This is a genomic window from Haemophilus parainfluenzae, from assembly GCF_014931395.1.
Taxonomy (GTDB): domain Bacteria; phylum Pseudomonadota; class Gammaproteobacteria; order Enterobacterales; family Pasteurellaceae; genus Haemophilus_D.
Genome location: NZ_CP063120.1, coordinates 1,375,560 through 1,393,348, shown reverse-complemented (window position 1 = coordinate 1,393,348; position 17,789 = coordinate 1,375,560). Strand labels below are relative to the sequence as shown.

Genomic DNA, 17,789 nt, shown 5'->3' with positions numbered 1-17,789 from the left:
TGGAGAAATATAAAATGACAACATTAACACAACTTATTAAAAACATCGAAAATTGGGCAGAAGCTCGCAATTTGATTGAAGGTTCTACACCGAAAAAACAATTCATTAAATTAATGGAAGAATTCGGGGAGCTATGCAGTGGCGTATCTAAAAATAAAATTGATGTGGTGAAAGATAGCATCGGGGATTGCTTTGTTGTGATGGTTATTTTGGCCGCACAACGCAAGAAAGATGAAATGCTTTCAGCGGATGAAGTTGCTGCATTTGTTGAACCATACGGCAACAATAAAGTTGATATTGAAGATCACTTAATTAATTCATTGTATGTGTTGCATCGTTTAAGCCATGAATTAAGCAGTCACGCAAATATTAGTGTTTTATTTATGTCATGCTTTGTTCAACTGTTAGAAGTTGCACATCATTTTGATTTAGATATCCACGATTGTGTGCAAGCGGCATGGGATGAAATCAAAGACCGCAAGGGGCGTATGATTGACGGCGTGTTTGTGAAAGAAGGTGATTTATAATGGAACGTTATTTTTCAATAAAAGAGATCGTGCAGACTGGCATTTGTTCAGAAGCGACCGTGAAACGTTGGATTTCTAGTGGCAAGTTAAAGTCTTATAAATTCGGTCGCTCCCGCAAGATTGCGGAAAGCGACTTGAACGAATACATTAAGACTTGTCGGCAATAATTTCTTTGAATAAACCATTCGCGCATTTTTCAACATAGTTGGCCCATTCTTGAAACGTCTTTAATCGGTAAGGCAAATATTCCGCCCGATTATAGGCGTTTCGTATTTCATCGGAATTTAAATGGCTTAGACAAATTTCAATGACTTCTTTATCCAATCCTAGTTCTAGGCGATTATCATTGCAATAACTGCTGAATATTGACCGAATACCATGATTTGTCATGGTGCCTTTGTATTTGCCGCCGTCCATTGTTTTAATCACTTCATTCGGCGTTTGGCTATTAATATGCTTTTCGTTTCTCGCCTTTGATAAAGTGGACGGGAATAAATATTCCTTGTTTGTGTGATGCTTGATATATGAAAGCAAGGTTTCTGCCTGTTTGCTTAATGGCACAAGGTGCAGTCGCTCCCCTTTCCCGCCTTTTGAAATGACTACTTGCCACACTTTGCCATTCGGTAAATTCTCGTGTTCGATGATGTCGGAATATTTTGCACTGACGGTTTCGCTCGCCCTTGTGGCGTTGAGCAATCCCCATAAAATTGCAAGTCGCACCGTTTGGGATATGTTGGCCCGTGCAAGGCTGATCATAAATTCCGGTAACGCTTTGTAATGAATTGACGGGTGATGTTTGTTTTTATTCACTGCAGGGAGATCATCACCAAGATATTTCCATTTGTTGTTTTCCCAATATTCAAAACGTTCGGCATATTCTGCGATTGATTTCAAAACCAAGTAACGCTTTTTCAATTCAGCCGTTGCACCTGATTGGCGATGCGGTTCAAGCACGGATAAGCCGTGTTTTAAGGTCAATTCTTTGAAAGGCACGTCACCAATTAAATCAATGGCCGCATTGACACGTCTTTCTGTGTCAACTTTCGTTCTCTCTGTGTAATTGCCTTGTTCTTTGCCGATTTTCGCACGATAGAGCAACCATTCATTTGCAACATAAGCAAATGTACTGCACTGTTCTTTTAATGCTTCTTCGGCTTGTTTTTGCTCAAATTCGTGCGGGTCAATCTTATTGGCTAAAAGTTGGCGGAATTCTTGTGCTTTTTGACGTGCATCTTTTAACGATACAGTGGGATAAGTGCCGATGGTTTTTTCTGTGCGTTTTAATGTGTAAGGGCGTTTGTAATTAAACACCCATGTTTTCACCCCGTTAGGCTTGACGACAAGTTTCAGCCCTTCCCCATCGAATAAATAATAGATCTTTTCCGCCGCTTTGGCGTTGTTCACTTGCGCAATAGTAAGCTGTTTGATGATTTTTGCCATAATCACAAAATTCTATAAATGGTAGTAAGATTTTGCGCATTGTAAGTTCTTACTTCCATTTTTACTACTAAAAAATGTGATCGTTTGTGAAATTAACTGATCTTTTGAGCAGTATTAAGACACCAAATAAAAACGGTCAAATTATTGATTTTTCAATAAATTTGACCGTTTGTGATCTTTTTAGATCTTGTTTTGTGGTGGAGCTGGCGGGAGTTGAACCCGCGTCCGAAATTACTCTACCTTCAGTACTACACGTTTAGTCTCGTCTTTAATTTCACTTAAGCATGCGGACAGACACGCTAAACTTAAGCTAGTTTGATTCAATTTAGTGCTTCGATCCTCAAACAGCGGCTTCCACACGATCTCGTTTTGGTTTGACTCCGCTTTATCCCCGTCTTACGAGCGGAAGCTGGGGAGCGAAGGCTATGAGCAGGTTATTAAGCTGCTAAAGCGTATTGTTCGTCGTTTGCGACTATTTTTTTGCGGTTTATTTACGAGGCCTACCGCACCTCGACGTGCACCTTGGGCTTCGCTAATCCCGTCGAATCCAGAATCAGCCCCAAAATTGTTCGGCAGTTTATCAAAAAATCCAAGAAAGGAAAAGAAGCTATTTATTAACCTAAGAAGTTAGGGTAAAATTTTGCCACTTTTTTATAAGGAATCGAATAATGAAAACATTAAAATCTCTGACCATACTTTCATTAGGTGCATTATGTTTAGCATTTAACACACAAGTTATTGCAAAAGAAGCAACACCCGCAAAAGCAACACAACAAGTGACCAAAGCTGATGACAAAGTTGACCAATATCTTGCTATTAATGTTGGGAAACGTGAAATGGTTGTCGATGAAAAAGGCCAAGCATTAAGCGCATTTAAGCATAAAATTACTAATGTAGGCAAAAAACCAATTCAAAATATTCAATGGGTTGGCGTGTATGTAAATAATCGCGAGGTTATCTACAGCCAAGATATGCAAATCAATTTAGAAAACCCATTACTACCAGGAAAATCCCTAGATATTAATTTGCAGATTCCATTTGTACAGTTATCAGAGAATGCTCGCAAAGCCTTTATGAATCAACAAGAAAAAATTGACGTTTATACGATTGAACGTATTGTAAAATTCTCCGATAAAACTATCCTTTCTGATCGTTAATTCTTTTATCTAGCCCACGCAATGTGGGCTTTTTAACAACTGTATACTTGAACAGTTATTTTCTTTTCGATATACTAAAAACACGCCTAATTTTGACCGCACTTATAGCATGAACTCCACCCGAAAAATTATTCACATTGATATGGATTGCTTTTATGCCTCTGTTGAAATCCGTGAAAATCCAACGCTACAGGGTAAACCTGTCGCAGTAGGTGGTAGTTCTCGACAACGTGGTGTACTCACGACCTGTAATTATGAAGCTCGAAAATTTGGACTACACAGTGCGATGCCGACAGCACAAGCTATCAAAAAATGCCCTAATCTGATTTTAGTGCCCGTTAATATGCCGCTTTATAAACAGGTATCCGCACAAATTCATCAGATCTTTCAACGCTATACTTCTATCATTGAGCCACTTTCATTAGATGAAGCTTATTTGGATGTCACGGATTGTACACAATGTTCAGGATCCGCCACGTGGATCGCACAAGAAATTTGCCAAGCCATTTTTGATGAATTAAAACTGACTGCCTCTGCTGGTGTGGCGCCTCTTAAATTTCTCGCCAAAATTGCTTCCGATATGAATAAACCGAACGGACAATTTGTGATTCAACCTCATGAAGTTGAGCAGTTTGTAAAAACACTGCCATTAAAAAAAATCCCTGGTGTGGGCAAAGTCACTTCTGAACGTTTATTGAAAATGGGCCTAGAAACTTGCGAAGATGTGCAAAAACTCGATCAATCTATTCTATTAAATATCTTCGGTAAAATGGGCAAACGAATTTGGGATTTTAGCCATGGCATTGATGATCGTGAAATCCAAGCACATCGAGAACGAAAATCTATCGGTGTAGAACGCACCTTATCCGAAAATATTAGCCATCTCGAACAAGGTATAGCATTGTTAGATAATCTCTATGCCGAACTTATTCGTCGCATTGAACGAAGCGCGCCGAATATCCCTTTAACCGCTTTTCGCAAAATTGGGGTAAAATTAAAATTTGAAGATTTTCAGGTGACGACCTTAGAAAAAACTGGCTTAACTTTATCGTTAAAAAGCTTTCAGCAATTACTGGAACAAATTTGGCAACGTAGCCAGGGGAAATCCATTCGTCTTGTGGGATTACACGTGACGTTACCGGAAGAAAGCCATTTAGAACAAATGAGTTTGTGGTAAAACACAAAAGAAAATAACCGCACTTTTATTCATTCCATCCCGAGTAGGATAATGAAAAAACAAAAGTGCGGTCATTTTTTGATGAATTTGTTGAGTTGGTCGATAAGCCGAGTTCTGTCGTGGACAATCATTCCTCTAGGCGACAAATTACTCTGCCGCTCAAGCAACCTACCCGAACTCTGGACGGGCCATCCATTGAGTTCCTATTTGGTCTTGCTACGAGTGGAGTTTACCTTGCTGCACGTTGTTACCAACGGCACGGTGTGCTCTTACCACACCCTTTCACCCTTACCGTTTTCACGGCGGTCTGCTCTCTGTTGCACTGGTCGTCGGCTCACGCCGCCCGGACGTTATCCGGCACTCTGCCCTTTGTAGCTCGGACTTTCCTCTCGTTTACTTGTCCCACTAGGTCGTGCGAACACGGTTAAGGGCTTCAATAAACCAGCGATTGTCTAACCAACTCGCGGCGTAGTATAGGGGGAATTCAAAGAGCGGTCAAATTTTCATTCTTATTTTTAATAACTTCCGTTAGAATAGCCCTGCAAAACACGGTTATTTTCAACCGCACTTTTATCATAAGGATTTCCTATGAATTATTTACAAATCGCACGAGAAACACTTTCTGTTGAAAGCCAAGCGCTCGCACAACTAAGCCAACGCTTGGATGATGAGTTTTCTCAAGTTGTCGATCTTATTCTTGCTTGCGAAGGTCGTTTGGTCATCGGTGGTATTGGTAAATCGGGGCTAATTGGCAAAAAAATGGTGGCGACTTTTGCCTCTACAGGAACACCAAGTTTCTTCCTCCACCCGACCGAAGCCTTTCATGGCGATTTAGGTATGTTAAAACCGATCGACATTGTGATGCTGATTTCTTATAGCGGTGAAACCGATGATGTAAATAAACTCATTCCAAGTTTGAAAAACTTTGGTAATAAAATTATTGCTTTAACCAGCAATAAAAACTCAACGCTTGCTCGCCATGCGGATTATGTTTTGGATATCACGGTAGAGCGTGAAGTCTGCCCAAACAATCTCGCACCAACCACTTCTGCGTTAGTCACTTTAGCCTTAGGCGATGCTCTTGCGGTTTCATTAATTACGGCTCGTCATTTCCAACCAGCTGATTTTGCGAAATTCCATCCGGGTGGCAGCCTTGGTCGTCGTTTGTTATGTAAAGTAAAAGATCAAATGCAAACTCGATTGCCGATTACCACACCAGATACCAGCTTCACTGATTGCTTAACTATTATGAATGAAGGTCGTATGGGTGTGGCATTAGTCATGGAAAACCAACAACTTAAAGGCATTATTACCGATGGTGATGTGCGCAGAGCATTAACGGCTAACGGTGCTGATACGCTTAATAAGACCGCGAAAGAGCTCATGACCTCTTCACCGAAAACCATTCATGAAAATGAATTCCTAGCAAAAGCGGAAGACTTGATGAAAGAGAAGAAAATTCACTCTCTTGTCGTGGTCAATGATGAAAATAATGTTGTGGGCTTAGTGGAGTTCTCAAGCTAATGATTAACGAAAAATTAAAGAAAATTAAATTGGTCATCACCGATGTCGATGGCGTATTAACTGACGGACTACTCCATTATGATGCAAATGGCGAAGCGATTAAAAGTTTCCATGTGCGCGATGGACTTGGCGTCAAAATGTTGATGGATGCAGGTATTCAAGTAGCCGTATTATCGGGCAGAGATTCGGCGATTCTGCGTAAACGAATTAGAGATCTCGGAATTAAGTTGTTCTTCCTTGGTAAACTTGAAAAAGAGAGTGCTTGTTTGGATCTCATGAAACAAGCAGGTGTTACTGTTGAACAAACCGCCTATATTGGTGATGACAGTGTCGATCTCCCCGCTTTTGCAACCTGTGGCCTTTCTTTTGCGGTGGCAGACTCTGCACCTTATGTGCAAAATGCTGTGGATTATGTGCTTTCACTTGGCGGCGGAAAAGGTGCGTTCCGTGAAATGTCTGATATGATTTTACATGCTCAGGGCAAAGATGAAGTCTATACTTCAGCCAAAGGCTTTTTAAAATCAGTCAAAAATATGGGTCAATAGCACTACTCAAAACACCTAAAAAAATAACCGCACTTTGATGATTCAAAAGTACGGTTATTTCTTTTTATGTTTTATTGATTTGCTGGTAATGCACCTGAATTCCAAGTCGGTGCTTCAGCTGGTTTCTTCACTTGTAACATAAAGCGCTGATTTGCCGTTGCTTGTGGTTGAACGATCGTACCCGATGGGGTCGAGAACGAAATACCGCCTTTCAACAATTGTTGTACACTACCAGTATTAAATTCAGCCCCTTTCCAACCAAGGTTGAAATCATAACCCGATGAAACCCAGAACTCTGAATTTTTGCGTACCAAATGTTGATACTTCGGTGTAATCGCAATATGTACCAACACACGATCTCCTAAAGAATTCAATTCAAACTTACGAACTGTTCCCACTTCAACACCACGATAAAGCACAGGTGAGCCTTCCGTTAAATTCATCGCATCACTGGTTTCCAAAATAAATGGCACACCATTGCTGTATTTATTTCGAGGTTGTGCGGTTTGCGCTAAATTAAACTGTGTTTTTGGTTGACCTTTGCCTAATTCAATATCAATGTAAGGCTGTAAAAGGCTATCTAAGTTTTCAATTCCACCTGCTGAGATTTGAGGGGAAATCACTTTAAATACAGTACCCTCTTTTGCAATCATCCCCATATAACTTGGGTTAATTAATGCTTTTGCGGTGATACGATTTGTTTTTTGATCAAGAGCAATCTGCTCAACTTCACCAACATTCATACCAAGATAACGCAAGCTCATTCCTTTACTTAAAGCCGTTGCATCATCTGTGAGTAACGTAATCACTTGCCCCGCTGATTTGGCTCGCAGTTCACTTGGATAAAGCGTTTTATTTTTGCCTGAACCCGTATTATCAAAGCTAATTGCACCTTTTAATGAACGAGCAACTGGTGATGCCTGGATACTAATGCCTTTCGGCGTAATATCAATTTGTGCTGCACTTTCTACCCAGAACACACTTTTATCTGTAAGAAGATTTTGGTAAGCCGGATAAATATACACATCAATATCAAAGTTATTGACTTTCGGTCTTACGTTAATAATTTTACCCACTTCAAACTGACGATAAAGCACCACAGAACCTTTGCTAATACTTGGCAAATTAGTGGAATGTAGCACAATACTTGGATTCACTAAGTTACCCGTAATACCCGTTTCTGCACTACTGATATCTTTATAAAGTGGATAGCTTGAATGTGGAGCACTACTTCCTTTTTTAGGTAATACTCTCACCCCACCTTGTAGCCATTTTGATGGTGTTGCTGATTCAAAACGTAATCCGTCTATACCAAAACTTACATCAAAATTAGAGGCAGCCACAAATTGAGTGTTCTCATGAATAAGATTGCGATATTCCGCCGCAATTGCCGCTTCAAATTTCACACCATCAACATTTAAGTGCTGCTTCACAATTTGACCAATAGCAATATTGTTATAAAACACCGATTGCCCTTCAGTAATACCATAAGTTTCTGGTGCGGTTAAGGTTAAAATCAAAGTATTCGGTGCTTTGAGCAATAACTCATGTTCTCGAATCACATCAAATTGTGTTTTGCTTTCTCCACTACCCGGAATAATTTCAAAATAATCTCCGCGGAAGAATTTTTTCGGATTAGCCACATCACCCAAATCTAACTTACGATTTTTTAACACAATACGTGTATTCGTTTTTAAGAGGTTAGCTTGGTTTGGATCGATTAATAATGTGCCTTTTAAAATTTCTTCATTATTTTCATCCGCACTTAAAGATGAAAGAAGACCCACTTGCTCATCACCGTAATAAACCGAGGTTTGACCAGCATCTAAGCCCGCAGTCACTGGAATAGTCACCTCTACTTCAATACCTCGTTTAGCTGCTTGCAAGTTAGAATAAAGCGTATAGTGGCTATTAGTCACAGCTTGTGGGCTATCTGGCGGTGAATCAAATGATACCGCACCTTGCACCACTGAATTTAAACTATCAATCTCTACATTCACACCTGATGCATTAATGTTAGCGTTAATACCACTAATATTCCAGAAGCGTGAATCTTTCTTCACAAAACGAGTAAAGGCTTTATCAATCACCACATCAATTTCAACTTTATTCTCTTTATTGAAGCGGTAATCATAAATTTTCCCGACCGGCATTTTTTTGAAGTAAACAGAAGCCCCAATCGAAATCGAACCTAAATCATCTGAAATTAAATGAATTAATAAATCGCCAGGATTTACTTGTGCAATAGGGCCTTGTTCTTCTGCAATAAATTCATCTTCTGAATCACCATCACCTGGTTGAAGCGTAATGTAATTTCCTGACACTAAAGAGTCTAAACCTGAAATCCCCGCAAGCGATACGCTCGGTTGCACAAGCCAAAATTTAGTATTTTTCTTTAACACATCGGTGGCTTCAGAATGAATACTTGCCTCAACTTTCACTTTTTGCATATTGTCAGTAAAGTTAACCTTCTTCACAACACCAATTTGCAAACCTTGATAGCGAATCGGTGTTTTATCTGCAACCAACCCTGCACCATTAGAAAACGTGATCGTAATCATCTTTCCTTGTTCTTGCACAATTTGGAAAAATAAAATGGCACCAATACATAATGCGATAAAAGGTAACAACCAAAACGGTGAGATGCGTTTATTCTTACGTAATAACGCTTCTACATTGTTAGATTGCTCATCAATAGATTGAGATTCTGGTTTATTGTTTTCTGTCATAAATTTTCCAAATTAATCGACTATCAAACTGAGAAGTTGAAATCATAGTTAAAAACACTGCTGCACCGAAATAAAATGCCGCAGGGCCTACAGTAAAATTAATAATCTGTCCGCGTGTTACTAGAGACATCATCAAGGCTAGCACAAAAAGATCCAGCATAGACCAACGTCCTACAAAGTGAACGATATGTAATAGCCGCATTTGCCATTTAATTGAATGTCTCCATTTAAAATGCACGCTTGCCAGTAAATACAACATAATCAGGATTTTGCTTACGGGCACAAAAATACTGGCGAAGAATACCACGAAAGCAACAAAATAGCTGCCCATGCTTATAAATGACATTACACCCGACATCAAGGTATCTTGTGACAAACTTCCTGTCAAATAAACGCCAGATATTGGGAGCAAGTTTGCAGGGAAAAGCATGATAATCCCCGCCACTAATGTCGCCCAAACACGTTGTAATTTTACACTCTCTGGTATTTCAATAAGCGATGCACAACGTGGGCAAATGGCTCGATGACGGTGATCGTATTGTTGATCTTCTTTTAAAAAAGTGTAATCGCAAGCGGTACAAAGCTCTAACGGTTTATCACTTTTGGTAACCGGTTTCTGATCGGGATAAAAATCATGCCATAAATCATCTAAATTAATTTTAATGAATAATAACGTGGTTAAAAGTGCAGTAAAAACAAAAGCAATTAAATACACATCCACTTCTAATGTGGCATATTCGCGCACTTTAAACATGGTGACAGCCAGTGCAACTAAATAGACGTCGAACATCACCCAAGGCTTAATATAACCCACAAATAATAAGACATTACGAGGCTTAATTTTGAGTAATTTAGAAATCTGCAACATAATGACTAAAATTGCAAAAGAGACAGGCATTAAAACAGCACAGATGAAAATCATAAATGCAGTATAGGAATATCCCTCTACTGCCATTTTCCAAATCCCTTTCCAAACAGAAGCATCAATTTTGGTACCTAGTAAATCTAAGCTCAATAAAGGATAGCCTAAAGCAAATGGCATTAAAATTAAGATAGAAAGGGCGATTAATGAACAACGTTTAAGTGACCAACGACTTCCCGATTGCAATTTATGATGGCAACGCGGACATTGTGCATATTCTCCCGCTTGCGGACGACAAACAGACACCGTTGCGTCGCATCCAATGCAACGCACAAGTTTATAAGTAGCATGAGTAAAATTAGGTGTTTTTGTCATTGTTTCATCAAAAATTTAAAAAGTGGACTATTTTAGCCTTAATTGAGGGGATTTGTGAAGTTATACATCTGTACTAGAAACGGAATTATTCCGCCCAACCATTGTCAATCCTTATAAAAGTGCGGTAAACTGTGCGAGTTTTTATTTTTTATTCTAGGAAAACGCAGAAATGACAGATTCTCAAGTTGAAGCCCAAGCGGGAAATAATGCTGAAGGCGTTCAAAAATTAACTGATACAAAAGCGATTATTGCATATCTTGTGGAAAAATTCCCGCTTTGCTTTATTGCAGAAGGTGAAGCAAAACCATTAAAAATTGGTCTTTTCCAAGATCTTGCTGAAGCATTAAAAGATGATGAACGTGTCAGTAAAACTCAATTACGTCAGGCTTTACGTCAATATACGTCTAACTGGCGCTATTTACACGGCTGCCGTGAAGGTGCTGAACGTGTAGATTTATACGGCAACCCTGCTGGTGTATTAGACGCAGAACACGTTTCTCATGCGGCGCAACAATTAGCAGAAGCAAAAGCTAAATTTGCAGAAAAACGCAAAGCAGAATTAGCAGCGAAAAAAGCACAACAAAAACGACCTGCTCGTAAACCAAATTCAAATCAAGCCCCTCGCAAACCAAAAGCACCACAAGTAAAACTAAGTGCGGTTGATTTCACCACACTTTCTGCAGGGAGCAAAGTGAAAGTAAAAGTGGCTGAACAAGCGAAAAATGCGACCGTATTAAATGTGGAAAAAGATGGCGCACGCGTAGAACTTGAAAATGGTTTAGTGATGACAGTCACCGCAGATCGTTTATTTGCCTAATAATTTATTTCTTATCGGGAAAGGTTAAATGAAATTACATACAACCAAAAGCCTTATTGCGACAGCAATTTTAGGTGCGTTATTTCTTCATTCGTCTGACACATTTGCTGTACAGCCGAAATTAAAGCAAAGTGATATTACGATTCCTTCGGCAACTGATGCCAATCAGTTAGCAACTAAGCGTGCAACGACACGTTTAACCCAATCACATTATCGTAAATTCCAGCTTGATGACGCCTTTTCCGAAAAGATTTTTGATCGTTATATTAAAAGTTTAGATTATAGCCATAACACCTTTTTAAAATCAGATATTGATGATTTACGTGCTAAATATGGCTCAAAATTAGATGACCAACTTAATGAGGGCGATCTTTCTGCAGCATTTGCTATTTACGATCTGATGATGAAACGTCGTTATGAGCGTTATGCTTATGCTCTATCTCTATTGGATAAAGAACCTGATTTAAAAGGTAATGATCAAATTGAGATCGATCGTGAAAAAGCCGCTTTCCCAGCAACGGAAGAAGAAGCGAATAAGCTTTGGGAAGAACGCGTCAAAAATGATGTAATCAGCCTGAAATTAAAAGATAAAAAATGGCCTGAAATTAAGGAAAAACTCACTAAACGTTACAATTTAGCGATTCGTCGATTAACTCAAACCAAAGCAGATGATATTGTTCAAATTTATATTAATGCTTTTGCTCGAGAAATTGACCCACATACAAGCTACCTTGCGCCACGTACTGCAAAAAGCTTTAATGAAAGCATGAACCTTTCTTTAGAAGGGATTGGTGCAACATTACAATCTGAAGATGACGAAACCAGCATTAAGTCTTTAGTGCCTGGCGCACCAGCTGAACGCAGTAAAAAATTACAAGCAGGTGATAAAATCATTGGTGTGGGCCAAGAAAAAGGCGAAATCGAAGATATTATCGGCTGGCGTTTAGAAGATATCGTTGACAAAATCAAAGGTAAAAAAGGAACAAAAGTTCGTCTTGAAATTGAACCTGCAAAAGGTGGAAAAAGCCGTATTGTTACCTTAGTTCGCGATAAAGTCCGTATTGAAGACCAAGCTGCAAAACTCACTGTTTCTAAGGTAGAGGGTGAAACCGTTGGTGTCATTAAAATTCCAAGTTTCTATATTGGCTTAACTGATGATGTGAAAAAATTATTAGTAGATGCTGAGAAGAAAAAAATTGGCGCTTTAATTGTGGATCTTCGTGAGAATGGCGGCGGTGCATTAACAGAAGCCGTGGCATTAAGCGGTTTATTCATCACTGATGGTCCTGTGGTACAAGTACGAGATGCATATCAACGTATTCGTGTACACGAAGATGATGACAATGCTCAGCAATATAAAGGGCCATTGTTGGTAATGATTAATCGTTTCAGTGCATCAGCCTCTGAAATTTTTGCTGCGGCAATGCAAGATTACAATCGTGGTATCATTATTGGGCAAAACACCTTTGGTAAAGGTACCGTACAACAAAGTCGTTCATTAAACTTTGTTTACGATTTAGACCAAACACCACTTGGTGTGTTGCAATATACTATCCAAAAATTCTATCGAATTAATGGTGGTTCAACCCAATTAAAAGGTGTTGCTGCAGATATTAATTTCCCTGAAATTATTGATGCCAAAGAAATTGGTGAAGAAAAAGAAGATAACGCCTTACCTTGGGATAAAATTCCACCGGCGACTTATTCTGAAACCAATAAAGCACGTAAAGATGTTGAAGCATTAAATGAAAAACATCTTGAGCGTATTGCAAAAGATCCTGAATTTATTGCTTTAAATGAAGATCTTAAAATCCGTGATGAACGTCGTGAGCGCAAATTCTTATCATTGAATTTCCAAGAGCGCAAAGCGGAAAATGATAAAGATGATGCGAGACGTTTAAAAGATCTCAATGATCGTTTTAAACGTGAAGGTAAAAAAGCATTAAAAGACATTGATGATTTGCCAAAAGACTATGAAGCACCTGATTTCTTCTTAAAAGAAGCGGAAAAAATGGCAGCTGATTTAGTTAAACTTAATGCGAATCAACAAAAAGTAGATGCTGAAATAAAACAAGAAGCGGCAAAAGCAACAAAATAATGATTATTTTGACCGCACTTTAGCAGATGAAAAAAAACTGAAGTGCGGTTATTTTTTATGAATATTTTTAAAGGTACAGCAATGTTAAAAGGAACAATGAAATTAAGTGCATTAGTCTTATCATTATCAATGATGACGTCAGGTTGTGCATTAGCTGAATGGGCAAAAACCGTAGGACAACCTCAACAAGCCGAAAATAAAGGCGTTGATATGTCTAAATTAAGTCCTGAAGAGCGAGCAAAACTTGAAGCAGAAATCAAAGAAGATCAAGCTCGTCTTGCCGCTGAAAAGCAAGCCATGCTAGAGATGTCACTAACACATGAAATTGGTGAACAAAATCTGCAGTTCAAACCAATTTTGGCCAAATTATATGCCGATAATAAATATGACTTAATGTGGAAAGACAAGGCGGCTGAGAAACAATTCCTACGTGAATATGCAGCCATGGTGGCATCTGGCATTTCTAAGCGTTCTACTCAATCGTTAGTTAATTTACATAATGCTGAAAAAATGGGTGGACTCACCTATGATGTATTGTTGAGTGATGCTTTTCTTGATTACTTGTATTACAGCAAGAACGTAAATCAACAAGCTCAACGTTGGTTATACGGAACGAATGCTTACAAACCAGAATTACCAAATCAAGAAATGATTGACCAATGGCAAAGTGCGGTTAAAAACAATGCCGTTTCTGGTTTTATAAACGGATTATCTAACCATAATCGTTTATACCGTGAAACCGTACAAGCACTTCCATCAATGATTTCAGCTTCAGGTATTTCTGCAATGGGTAAAAAACTTGCCCTTAATGCACAACGTTTACGCGTCATTCCTGATTTTGAAAATGGAATCTTTGTTAATATTCCAAGCTATCAATTGAAATATTATCGTGATGGTAAAGCAATTTTAGAATCACGCGTTATCGTGGGGAAAAATGAACGTCGTACACCGGTAATGTACAGCCGTTTGAGCAATGTGGTTGTTAATCCACCTTGGAATGCTCCAACACGCTTAATTAACGAAGATATTTTACCGAAATTAAAACGTGACCCAGGTTACGCGGCTGCACACAACTACTCTATTTTAGATAGCAAAGGTAACACTATCGATCCTTACTCGATTAATTGGAGTAGTATTGGAAATAAATTCCCGTACCGTATCCGTCAAGCTGCTGGCGACAGTGCATTAGGTAACTATAAATTTAATATGCCAAGCTCTGATGCGATTTATCTTCACGATACGCCAAATCATAGCTTATTCAGCAAAAAAGACCGTGCATTAAGCTCAGGTTGTGTGCGTGTAGAAAAATCCGATCAACTTGCCTCTATTCTGTTACAAGAAGCGGGCTGGTCAGAAGATAAAAAACGCAGTGTTTTAGAAAGTAAGAAAACGACGTCTGCGAGTATTCGTACAAATGATCCCGTATTCTTGTATTATGTAACTGCATGGGTTGAAAACGGCCAAACACAAGTTTTACCAGATATTTATAAATACGACGATGCCGCAACTTTTAATGGCATTGACTGGGCTGTTGTAAAAAAATATCTTTAAACAATATTCACGCTAGAACTTTTTAAAGAAAAAATTGTCTAGGGTGAGAGATGGGTAATAAAAGAGACTAAAAAAATGGGTAACATTGACAAAAATCGTCGTAAATGGCTTTCATTAGGCGGCATCGTTTTGGGCGCAAGTATGATGCCGACTACGGTGTTGGCGATGGTCTCTACTCCTAAACCTCGCATTCTCAGCTTCTATAATGTCAACACCAATGAACGATTAAGCGGTGAGTTCTCTGCAACGACTGGATTTAATCGCTCACTACTTGGAAAACTTGATTATTTCATGAGAGATCGCCGTACAGACCAAGTACGCCGAATGGATCCAAATCTCTTCATGAAGTTTTATCATTTACAAAGTGATTTAGGTTTACGTACTGCACAAATTGATGTGATTTGTGGCTATCGTAGTGCCGCGACAAATGCCATGCGTCGTAGACAAAGTCGTGATGTAGCAAGCAACAGCTATCACATTAAAGGCCAAGCGATTGATTTTAAAATCCCTGGTGTACCTTTAGCAAAATTACGCCAAGCAGCCGAAAATCTTGATAGCGGTGGTGTAGGATATTATCCGTATAGTAATTTTATTCACGTGGATACTGGCCCTGTAAGAACATGGCGTGGTGCATAAAAAACAGTTTAATTTTAGACCGCACTTTAGTGCGGTTTTTTGTTATCAACGATAAGGAAAAAAGATGAATATTGAAATTATTCCAGTTACAGCCTTTCAGCAAAATTGCTCTCTTATTTGGGATGATGAAAAAAATGCGGCAATTATCGATCCTGGTGGTAATGCGGAAAAGCTTATTCAACGCATTGAGGAATTAGAATTAAACCTAAAAGCAGTCTTATTAACGCATGGTCATCTTGATCATGTTGGTGCTGCTGAAGCGATTCGCGATCATTTTAATATTGAAATCTGGGGCTCACAGGAAGAAGATGGTTTCCTTTTTGAAAGTCTACCACAGCAATCTCAGCAGTTTGGATTACCTTATATTTCTGCATTTACACCTGATCGCTGGTTTAATCAAGAAGGCGAAAAAATTCAAATTGGAGCCTTTACCTTTGAAATTCTTCATCTTCCTGGTCATACACCTGGCCACATTGGTTTTATTGAACATGAAAAAAATATTGCTTTTACTGGCGATGTCCTTTTCCAAAACAGTATTGGTCGTACGGACTTCCCTCGTGGGGATTTCGACACATTGATCTCATCAATCAAAAATAAATTATTTACATTAAATGATGATATGGTTGTCATTGCGGGACATGGTCCTTACACAACCATTGGACAAGAAAAACGAAGCAATCCGTTTTTGAAGTAAAGATCTGAATTTGGGGTAAAAAAAAAAGCTCCTAATTTCTTAGGAGCACCAAAAAGGAATTTATGAATAAAATCTCTAAAGTTTAGCTTTATCAAAGGAATCTCGATAAAACGCTAACGATTATATTGACATATTCTGACAAATGCAAGCTTTTTCTTTACACTAATTTACAAATCTTTACAGTTTGCTATTTTTATAACCACTTCGACGGCTTTTTCCATCCCTTCAAGGGTCACTAACTCATGTTTGCTATGGAAATTATAGCCGCCAGTGAAGATATTTGGGCAAGCTAATCCGTTTTCCGCTAAAAATGCGCCATCCGTTCCTCCACGTATAGGCTTGTGATTTGGTGTAATACCACAAGCTTTCATTGCTGCATCTGCGAGCTTAATCGCCTGTGGGACATTTTTGACTGTGTCATACATATTTTTATAACTGTCTTCAATCACACATTCTACAGGGTCTTTTAGGCTTTTCTCTCTATTAAATTTATTCACCAGTTGATAAATAAACGCCTTGCGTTGCTCAAAATTAGCTTGGTCAAAATCTCGAATCAGATAATGTAATTCAACTTTCTCAATATCCCCTTTAAAATCATCTAAATGGAAAAAACCTTCCTTTCCTGATGTTTTTTCGGGAACATCATCTTTTGGAAAGCTTTGTTGAAACTCACAAGCTAAGGTAAGCGCATTCACTAATTTGTTTTTCGCATAACCAGGATGAATTCCCCGTCCTTTAAAGGTGATTTTTGCGGTCGCGGCATTAAAGTTCTCATACTCTAACTCACCCACTTCTCCACCATCAATGGTATATGCCCAATCACAAGGAAAATCCTCCAATGGAAAATAATGCATTCCTAAGCCAATTTCTTCATCAGGCGTAAATGCAACCCGAATATTGCAATGTGGTATATTTTCTCGTTGCAAGACAGAAAGTGTGGTCATAATTTCTGCGATTCCGGCCTTATTATCTGCACCAAGTAAAGTGGTTCCATCAGTTACAATCAAGGTTTTGCCAATAAGCTGATGTAAAAATGGATAATACACGGGACTAATAAACTCTTCCCCTAAACCTAACGCAATATCTCCTCCCCGATAATTTTCGATCACTTCAGGTTGAACATTTTTACCGCTGCATTGTGGGGAGGTATCTAGGTGGGAAATAAAACCTATGGTTTGTGTTAACTCGGGATGATTGGAGGGTAAATAAGCCGTCACGACGGCATGCTTAGTCACATTGACATCTTGTAAACCTAGCTCAACCAATTCTTTCTGTAAATGCAAAGCCAACTTCATTTGCCCTGCTGAACTTGGCGAATGTTTTGCAGATGATTTAGATTGCGTATCAAACGCGACATAAGTTAAAAATCGCTGTAATAATTCATTGTTATTATGTTCTTCCATTTTAAAATTCTCCTTTATATCGGCACTAGTCTAATCCCAAAATTCGTTACAGTTCTTGATATATAACAAGAAAGTAGAGAGTTATAAGATTTTCTGAAAAAGTGCGGTCAAATTTTCGATAAATTTTTTCCTAAAAACACGATTAAATCCTTTTCATCATTAACAATTCGCTATATCATATCTGTTCAATTTTATGTCGCCCCTGCATCATTTTTTGCAGGTTTATTTCTACTCAGTACCAATCAAATTGGTGA

Annotated in this window: 15 protein-coding genes and 2 other RNA genes; 11 read left to right on the top strand and 6 right to left on the bottom strand. The window is 38.7% G+C overall.

The features are described from left to right. Window positions 1–14: 14 nt before the first annotated feature. Together INP94_RS06885 and INP94_RS06880 are read left to right on the top strand one after the other, a co-directional pair. A complete protein-coding gene (locus INP94_RS06885; RefSeq protein WP_197543105.1) occupies window positions 15–527 on the top strand; it encodes a MazG-like family protein in 513 nt (170 codons plus the stop codon). Continuing rightward, window positions 527–694 (top strand): helix-turn-helix domain-containing protein, encoded by a 168-nt coding sequence (locus INP94_RS06880; protein WP_049367448.1) that lies wholly within the window; start codon window positions 527–529, stop codon window positions 692–694. Before INP94_RS06885 ends, INP94_RS06880 begins: the two co-directional genes overlap by 1 nt. On the opposite strand, the gene INP94_RS06875 is transcribed toward INP94_RS06880, so the two are convergent. Together INP94_RS06875 and ssrA are read right to left on the bottom strand one after the other, a co-directional pair. Beyond that, complete coding sequence (locus tag INP94_RS06875; protein ID WP_197543104.1) at window positions 675–1,967, bottom strand: integrase arm-type DNA-binding domain-containing protein; 1,293 nt, start codon at window positions 1,965–1,967, stop codon at window positions 675–677. The two genes, INP94_RS06880 and INP94_RS06875, sit on opposite strands and share 20 nt — an antisense overlap. A 195-nt stretch (window positions 1,968–2,162) precedes the next feature. Then, window positions 2,163–2,528, bottom strand: a transfer-messenger RNA (tmRNA) gene (gene ssrA / locus INP94_RS06870). A 107-nt stretch (window positions 2,529–2,635) separates the two neighbouring features. On the opposite strand from ssrA, the gene INP94_RS06865 reads away from it, so the two are divergent. Further along, window positions 2,636–3,124 carry a hypothetical protein gene (locus INP94_RS06865; RefSeq protein WP_197543103.1) on the top strand — a complete coding sequence of 163 codons (489 nt, stop codon included), beginning with the start codon at window positions 2,636–2,638 and terminating at the stop codon, window positions 3,122–3,124. Between the two features lie 109 nt (window positions 3,125–3,233). Further along, on the top strand, window positions 3,234–4,301 hold the full coding sequence (gene dinB, locus INP94_RS06860) for a DNA polymerase IV (RefSeq protein ID WP_197543102.1): 1,068 nt from the start codon (window positions 3,234–3,236) through the stop codon (window positions 4,299–4,301). A gap of 87 nt (window positions 4,302–4,388) precedes the next feature. Here dinB and rnpB read toward each other — a convergent pair. Beyond that, window positions 4,389–4,765: RNase P RNA component class A (gene rnpB, locus INP94_RS06855), an RNA gene on the bottom strand. 124 nt (window positions 4,766–4,889) lie between these two features. Here rnpB and INP94_RS06850 point away from each other — a divergent pair. Together INP94_RS06850 and INP94_RS06845 are read left to right on the top strand one after the other, a co-directional pair. Then, window positions 4,890–5,825 (top strand): KpsF/GutQ family sugar isomerase, encoded by a 936-nt coding sequence (locus INP94_RS06850; RefSeq protein ID WP_005698585.1) that lies wholly within the window; start codon window positions 4,890–4,892, stop codon window positions 5,823–5,825. After that, on the top strand, window positions 5,825–6,370 hold the full coding sequence (locus tag INP94_RS06845) for a KdsC family phosphatase (RefSeq protein ID WP_420026405.1): 546 nt from the start codon (window positions 5,825–5,827) through the stop codon (window positions 6,368–6,370). Before INP94_RS06850 ends, INP94_RS06845 begins: the two co-directional genes overlap by 1 nt. A 71-nt stretch (window positions 6,371–6,441) precedes the next feature. Here INP94_RS06845 and INP94_RS06840 read toward each other — a convergent pair whose 3' ends face one another. Beyond that, on the bottom strand, window positions 6,442–9,099 hold the full coding sequence (locus INP94_RS06840; RefSeq protein ID WP_197543101.1) for a PqiB family protein: 2,658 nt from the start codon (window positions 9,097–9,099) through the stop codon (window positions 6,442–6,444). Next, window positions 9,083–10,336 (bottom strand): paraquat-inducible protein A, encoded by a 1,254-nt coding sequence (locus INP94_RS06835; RefSeq protein ID WP_197543100.1) that lies wholly within the window; start codon window positions 10,334–10,336, stop codon window positions 9,083–9,085. Before INP94_RS06835 ends, INP94_RS06840 begins: the two co-directional genes overlap by 17 nt. A 169-nt stretch (window positions 10,337–10,505) precedes the next feature. Here INP94_RS06835 and proQ point away from each other — a divergent pair, with 169 nt between their 5' ends. From proQ to INP94_RS06810, 5 genes are all read left to right on the top strand, one after another. After that, entirely contained in the window at window positions 10,506–11,153 is a 648-nt protein-coding gene (gene proQ, locus INP94_RS06830; protein WP_197543099.1) for an RNA chaperone ProQ, read from the top strand. Window positions 11,154–11,181: 28 nt separating this feature from the next. After that, window positions 11,182–13,251, top strand: coding sequence for a carboxy terminal-processing peptidase (gene prc / locus INP94_RS06825; protein WP_005698539.1), 2,070 nt, complete (start codon window positions 11,182–11,184; stop codon window positions 13,249–13,251). 81 nt (window positions 13,252–13,332) lie between these two features. Next, window positions 13,333–14,802: a L,D-transpeptidase family protein gene (locus tag INP94_RS06820; protein WP_197544275.1), complete on the top strand. Its 1,470-nt coding sequence runs from the start codon at window positions 13,333–13,335 to the stop codon at window positions 14,800–14,802. A gap of 75 nt (window positions 14,803–14,877) precedes the next feature. After that, entirely contained in the window at window positions 14,878–15,438 is a 561-nt protein-coding gene (gene mepK, locus INP94_RS06815; protein ID WP_178164271.1) for a peptidoglycan L,D-endopeptidase MepK, read from the top strand. Window positions 15,439–15,502: 64 nt separating this feature from the next. Next, complete coding sequence (locus INP94_RS06810; RefSeq protein ID WP_197543098.1) at window positions 15,503–16,132, top strand: MBL fold metallo-hydrolase; 630 nt, start codon at window positions 15,503–15,505, stop codon at window positions 16,130–16,132. A 167-nt stretch (window positions 16,133–16,299) separates the two neighbouring features. Here INP94_RS06810 and pepT read toward each other — a convergent pair whose 3' ends face one another. After that, window positions 16,300–17,535, bottom strand: a complete 1,236-nt coding sequence (gene pepT, locus INP94_RS06805; protein WP_197543097.1) for a peptidase T — start codon at window positions 17,533–17,535, stop codon at window positions 16,300–16,302. Between the last annotated feature and the right edge of the window lie 254 nt (window positions 17,536–17,789).